This is a genomic window from Accumulibacter sp. (assembly GCF_031732815.1).
In the GTDB taxonomy this organism is placed as follows: domain Bacteria; phylum Pseudomonadota; class Gammaproteobacteria; order Burkholderiales; family Rhodocyclaceae; genus Accumulibacter.
This window is the reverse complement of sequence record NZ_JAVMKF010000088.1, coordinates 1-6277: the sequence shown is the minus strand read 5'-3', so window position 1 is coordinate 6277 and position 6277 is coordinate 1. Positions and strand designations below refer to the sequence as shown.

The following is a 6277-nucleotide window of genomic DNA, read 5'->3' as shown; positions in this document are numbered from 1 at the left end:
TCCAACGCGCTGGTTGTGGGCGGTTGCACTGCGTCAGAAGTGACGCAGGCGCTGACCGACAAGGGCAATGTCGAACTGGGCAAGTTCGGTTCCAACCCGGCAACCACGTTGACCGGTACGCTCGACGGAAAGCAGATCGTTCTCAGCGGCCTGGTCGCCAGCGACTGGACGGTAGCCTTTACTCAGAAGTACATCACCGATGCCTTCACTTCGGTGGGTCAGACGTTGACCGGCGGGCCGGGTGGCCAACTCGACACGCTGACCAAACTGATGCGCGACCCGACCGCGCTGGGCCTCCCAGCGAATTCGGCCGGGTATCGGCAGGTCAGCGACCCGAACGTTTCCAAGGTCGAAAAGGTTGGTTCGCAGTACTTCGTTGACCTGGACGGCTTCTACAACGCAGCCGCCTACCTGAATGGCCTGGTGGCCGCGGTGAACGCCTTCGTCGATCCCGACCTGACGTCAGCCGGTCGTTTTGCTCAGGTCAGCGAAGTGGTCAAAGTGAAGGTCGGTGACGGCGATTGGCAGTATCTCTATGGCTTTGTCGCCGATCAGACGGGATATGCCACCCAGGATGGTTCCTACAGCGGCGTTTATCGTCTGGCCATCAATGTACCGGAGCCAGAGTCCCTGGCGCTGCTCGGCATCGGCTTGCTGGGTCTGTTCCTTGGCCGTCGTCGGCGTGTCTGACTTCCCTTGAGAAGTCCTCGGCGCGCAAGCGCTCTCGGGATGTGAAGACAGAGCCCGAAAGGGCTCTGTCTGTGTCAGGCTCGCGTAGGCGGGTAGCGCTTGGCGTGTTGCTCACCTTGCGGCGGTGTAGCAGCAATGAATTCTGCGGGAAGTCTGGAGGTCGTCGTGGATCTGGTTGTCCTGGGTACGCTCTGTCTGTTGATCTCAGGGGTCGCGATTCGACTCGGATTGGTCTTCGCTGACCATTTCGGCATAGCCGATCGTCCGGGCGGCCATAAGCAGCATCAGACGGTGACTCCCTTCGTCGGCGGCTTTGGTCTCATCAGCGTCGTCGTTGCTGCATTCCTGCTGGTCGAGCTGTTCTTTCACAGCTTCAGTCTGCGCCCGCTGCAGGGCATTCTGGTTGGCGCACTGGCGCTCTTTCTCACCGGGCTGGCTGACGATATCTGGCACCTGAGTTTCAAGCCCCGCTTCGTCGTTCAGGCGCTGGTCGCGCTTTCAATGGTCTACGCAGGCGGCGTCGAACTGGTTTCGCTGGGTCGGATTTTGCCCGGGCTGGCGGAAGTGGAACTCGGTCCCTTGGCCGTTCCGGTTACCATATTCGCGACGATCGGTTTGATCAACGCGGTCAACATGATCGATGGGATCGATGGCCTGTCGGGCTCGGTCAGCCTGGTCAGCCTGGCGCTGGCGGCTATCGTGGCGCATAGCGCTGGCGACGTTGCCTATATGGTTTTTCTTGTTGCGCTGATCGGCGGTGTCGCAGGCTTTCTCTACTATAACCTGCGCTACCCAGGCAACGGTCGGGCGCGTGTTTTCCTTGGCGACAACGGGAGTATGTTGCTGGGCTTCCTGGTTGCCTGGTTGTTCATTGCGTTGTCGCAGGGGAAACAGGCGGCGATGACGCCGGTTACCGCCCTGTGGCTCTTTGCCTTGCCCCTGATGGACACGGTCGGCGTCATGTTGCGCCGGATCTGGCTGGGCAAATCGCCGTTCCGGCCCGACCGCCACCATTTGCACCATCTCCTCGTGCGAGCCGGCTTCCGGGTGTGCGATGTGGTCGCTATCGCCGTTTTCAGTCAAGTCGCGCTTGGCCTGATTGGCATTGTCGGCTTGTGGCTGGACGTACCCGAGTGGATCATGTTTGCCCTTTTCCTGCTTGTTTTTGCTGGATATTTCTTGGCTATCCTGCGCCCATGGCGGCTGGTGCCCGCCTTGCGCAGACTCGGCCGTACACTGCGGCTGCCGTCAGGCGATGCGCGCGGTATCTTCGTCGGGTACTTCGCACAGGAGAGATGCGCTGAGTTGCTCGACACGGTTTGCGCCGGGCTGGCCGGCAGCTACGACTACCAGATTCAGCTATACCGGGTCGACGACCGTCGGCATGCCAATGGGCGCAACGTTTACTGCGTGGTTCTCGTGCCGGTGGGTAGCGGCAACGATCATCTGATCGGGAAAATAAATAGTGATACGAGCGCCATTCGCCGACGTCTCTTTGACGACGCTGGCCTTGATGTGCGGCTGTTTATTCAGCGCAGCAGTACGAACGACCGCCGTGTGGCCTACTCACGTCCGGGGGTGAAAAGCAACCAGCGCCGGGCCGATCGACGTGGCGTCGAGCGGACCTTGATCTATTCCATGGAGCGCGCGCGCGGCCGGGTCTACAGGGACCCAGTTGCATGTGCCACCAGCGTAACCTCGGCTTGAGGCGGACTACCGTGTTTAGCAGGATCTTGACGGTCTGTACGGGGAACATTTGTCGCAGCCCCGCAGCACAGTTTCTCTTGCGCGAGCGAATTGCCAGCAAAGGCAAGCGGGTCGAGGCGCATTCGGCCGGTATCGGAGCGCTGGTCAATCATCCGGCAGAAGAGACGACCTCGACGCTGATGCAGGCGCGTGGGGTCGACCTCAGCGGCCACCGGGCGAGCCAACTGACACCCGAGTCGCTGCGTTGGGCGGAGCTTGTCCTTGTCATGGAGAAACACCACCGCGATGCGGTTCTGGCGATGGATCCGACAGCGCGTGGTAAAACATTTCTCCTCGGCCACTGGACCGGGACCGAGATTCCTGATCCGTATCGACGTGGCGATGCAGCGCATGTCGAAGCGCTCGATCTGATCGAGGAAGCGCTCGATCCCTGGGTCAGCAAGCTCTGCGCCTGAAGGACAGTGCCGCGCGTCTTGTGCCGCCAGCGAATCTCGCCTTCGGCCGTTAAATTGAGCACGATGCGGCCGCCCAATCGGATCTATAGTCTCTCCCGCAAGGCCAATTTCCCGAAGCGATAGGTGTCTGGCAGCGACGGCTGGCCGGCACCGGTAGTCAACTAGCGCCCTGCTCTCGGCCGCTGCGCAGCCGTTTGTTTTGCGGAAGATGATCGATCAATGTACACTTTACCGCTTGCCGTCGACCTTTGTCGGCAGCGTCGTCAAGACGGAGAACACCAGGTGATGAGGAATCCTGCATGAACGCGTTTCCTGCCACATGCGGCAACGCATGGCGCATCCTTGCTTGCCTTGCCGCCAGCGCTCTGGCTGGTTGCAGCATCGTACCGGGCAACCAGGCTTACGGCGAGCGGGAGGAATCCGCTGTCAGACTTCCGGTCCAGCAAGGTGACGTTCTGGCCCCCGCCAACGTCAGGATCAAGCCGATTACGGCTGAACTCATCATTGATCTGTTCAAGGCAGCCCGCCCGCCGCGCGGCGACGGGACAAGCAATGCGGCCTTGGCAAGCAAGGCGAATCTCGGTCCGACCGCGGCCGCCAGCAAACCGGTTCCCGATTACCGCCTGGGTCCGGGCGACATCATCTCGATCGTCGTCTGGGATCATCCTGAACTGACGATTCCAGCGGGGAGTTTCCGGACGGCGGAACAGGCGGGTACCGTGGTGGCCGAAGACGGGACGATCTTTTATCCTTACGCCGGCGTGCTCAAGGTGCAGGACAAGACGACCAGCGAGGTGCGGGCGATGCTGTCGGCCAAGCTGACCAAGTACATCGAGAAGGTCCAGCTTGACGTGCGCATGGTCGCGTTTCGCAGCAAGCAGGTCTATGTCGTTGGTGAAGTCGCCAAGCCGGGTGTGCAGCCGGTAACCGACGTGCCGATGACCGTTCTTGAGGCGATCAATCGCGCTGGTGGCTTCACCCCGGAAGCGGACCATAGCCGGGTTCTGCTTACCCGGCGCGGGCAGACCTTCCTGGTGGACATCCAGGCGATGTACGATCAGGGCGTGACCGAGCAGAATGCGCTGCTTGAGCACGGCGACATTCTCAACATCGCCGATCGCAGTTACAACAAGGTCTTCGTGCTCGGCGAGGTCAACAAGCCCGGTTCCTTGATCATGAACAAGAAGCGCCTGACGTTGGCGGAAGCGTTGGGCGATGTCGGCTACATCAGTCAAACAACCGCCGATCCGCGCTGGATCTACGTCATGCGTGGCGATGCCGAGACGCCCGAGCTCTTCCATCTGGATTCCCGTTTGCCTGACGCTATGCTCCTTGCCGACCGCTTTCCGCTACGTCCGCGCGACATCGTCTACGTCGATGCGGCAGCGGTGGTACGCTGGCAGCGCGTGATTGCCAATATCCTGCCGACGGCAACGATGCTCAACCAGACGAGCCTGACGCAGTATCCGCTCTTCGGAGGGCGGCAACCCTGAGTCGCTGGCGGGAGGACGAAGCCAGTCGTGCACTCGGGCGCCCGGCAGTTGCTTGGCTGGCTGACCAGACCGGGCTGGCCAAACCTCTTGCGTAGCCCGTGGCCATGGACGCGGCGGGCAGAAACTACGGATCACACATGGAAAACGAACAGGCGAAACCCATATTCAGTCCCCCGGCTTCTCCGGTGACGCCCGGCGCATCACTGCAGGGACAGCCGGCCGCCGCTGAAGAAGATGAAGGCCTCGCGCTTGGCGAGATCATCGCAGTGCTGATGGACTACCGCTGGTTGATTGCCGCCATCTGTCTGTTCGCCTTGCTCCTCGGCGTGGCTTGGGTGTTCGTCAGCAAGCCGACGTACCGGGCCGACGGACTTCTCCAGGTGGAAGAAAAGAGTTCCGGTGTCGGTTCCTTGAAAGCGCTCCAGCCTTTGCTCGGCGACGATACGACCGTGTCGGCAGAACTGGAAATCCTCAGTTCGCGGATGATTCTCGGGCGAGTGGTCAGCAAGTTGAAGCTCGACCTCGTTGCCGCACCGCGCACCTTCCCGCTGATCGGTGGTGCGTTCTTCAGGCGCCACCAGGGTGAAGATGTGAGCTCGCCGTGGCTCGGTCTATCGAGTTTTGCCTGGGGCGGCGAACGGATTCAGATCGATTCGCTCGATGTGCCGCCCGACGCGCTCGACGAACGGCATATCCTGATTGCCGGCGATGAGGGCGGATTCGAACTGCGCGACGGTGATGGGCAGAGCGTGCTGCACGGCAAGATTGGCGTTCGGGCAAAAGAGAACAACGGTTATTCGGCGTTTGTCGCCCAGCTCAAGGCACGGCCGGGGACACAGTTTCGCGTCATCAAGCGTTCGCCGGAGGCGGCCATATCCGATCTGCGGGCCAGATACTCAGTGCGGGAACGCGGCAAGAAATCCGGTGTACTTGAACTGAGCCTGCTCGGTCCCGATGCTCAGGAGATCGGGCTTGTCCTCGACGACATTCTCAACACCTACGTTCGGCAGAACGTCGAGCGGCGTTCGGCCGAGGCGGAGAAGACGCTCAAGTTTCTTGAAACGCAGTTGCCCGCGCTGAAGACCCAGGTGGACAGTGCCGAAGCCGCCTACAACAACTACCGCCAGACGCGCGGCTCGCTGGACCTGAACATCGAAACTCAGGGCATCCTCAAGTCGCTGGTCGACGTCGAAAACGCTGCCGTCCTGCTGAAGCAGGAGCGCGACGAACTGCGCCAGCACTTCACGCCCGAGCACCCACGCATTCAGGCAGTCGATAACAAGCTGCAGCGATTGAATGAAAGGCGCAAGCAGTTCGAAGCGGATGTGGCGCGGCTGCCCGATACGCAACAGACCGTGTTGCGCTTGGCGCGTGATGTCGAGGTGTCGACGAAGTTGTACACCGAGTTGCTCAACACCGCGCAGCAATTGCGTGTGTCAAAGGCGGGCACGGTAGGCGACGTGCGCGTCATCGACACGGCTGTCGTCGCGCGTGAACCGGTCGGCGCCAGGCCGATCGCCATTCTCGGGATTGCCTTGCTGCTTGGCCTGCTGCTGAGCCTGGTTGTCATCTGGCTGCTCCGCTCGCTGCGCGTCGTCGTCGAAGACCCGGAAACGATCGAAGCACAACTCGGCCTGCCGGTTTATGCGACCGTGCCGCATAGCAGCAACGAAATCGAGTTGACTCGCCGTTTGCGGTCAGGCGGGGGGAGCGAATTGCTCGCCGTTGCCTTTCCGCAGGAGGACGCCGTCGAAAGCCTGCGCGGCTTGCGTACGACACTGCATTTTGCCTTGCTCGACGCGCAGCGCAATTCGCTTCTGATCACCGGACCCAGCCCGGGGCTGGGCAAGAGCTTCATCTCGAAGAACCTGGGTGCGGTGCTGGCGCAGGTCGACAAGCGCGTGGTCATCGTTGACGCCGACCTGCGGCGGG

5 protein-coding genes are annotated in these 6277 nt (G+C 61.4%); all 5 read left to right on the top strand.

Annotation, left to right across the window (positions count from 1 at the left end; genetic code table 11):
* Positions 1-690: NF038130 family PEP-CTERM protein (locus RKP46_RS07115; protein WP_311106002.1), on the top strand; the 690-nt coding region annotated here is incomplete at its 5' end.
* A 135-nt stretch (positions 691-825) separates the two neighbouring features.
* The gene (locus tag RKP46_RS07110) at positions 826-2397 is read left to right on the top strand and encodes an MraY family glycosyltransferase (RefSeq protein WP_311106001.1); all 1572 of its coding nucleotides are present in this window, start codon (positions 826-828) and stop codon (positions 2395-2397) included.
* Between the two features lie 11 nt (positions 2398-2408).
* A complete protein-coding gene (locus RKP46_RS07105) occupies positions 2409-2852 on the top strand; it encodes a low molecular weight protein-tyrosine-phosphatase (RefSeq protein ID WP_311106000.1) in 444 nt (147 codons plus the stop codon).
* A 299-nt stretch (positions 2853-3151) separates the two neighbouring features.
* On the top strand, positions 3152-4345 hold the full coding sequence (locus tag RKP46_RS07100) for a polysaccharide biosynthesis/export family protein (protein ID WP_311105999.1): 1194 nt from the start codon (positions 3152-3154) through the stop codon (positions 4343-4345).
* Positions 4346-4482: 137 nt separating this feature from the next.
* On the top strand, positions 4483-6277 hold a 1795-nt coding region (locus RKP46_RS07095), incomplete at its 3' end, for a GNVR domain-containing protein (protein WP_311105998.1).

Excerpts from the sequence above, each read along its gene's own strand:
- RKP46_RS07110 (WP_311106001.1), top strand. The coding sequence starts at position 826 with ATGAATTCTGCGGGAAGTCTGGAGGTCGTCGTGGATCTGGTTGTCCTG.
- RKP46_RS07100 (WP_311105999.1), top strand. The coding sequence starts at position 3,152 with ATGAACGCGTTTCCTGCCACATGCGGCAACGCATGGCGCATCCTTGCT.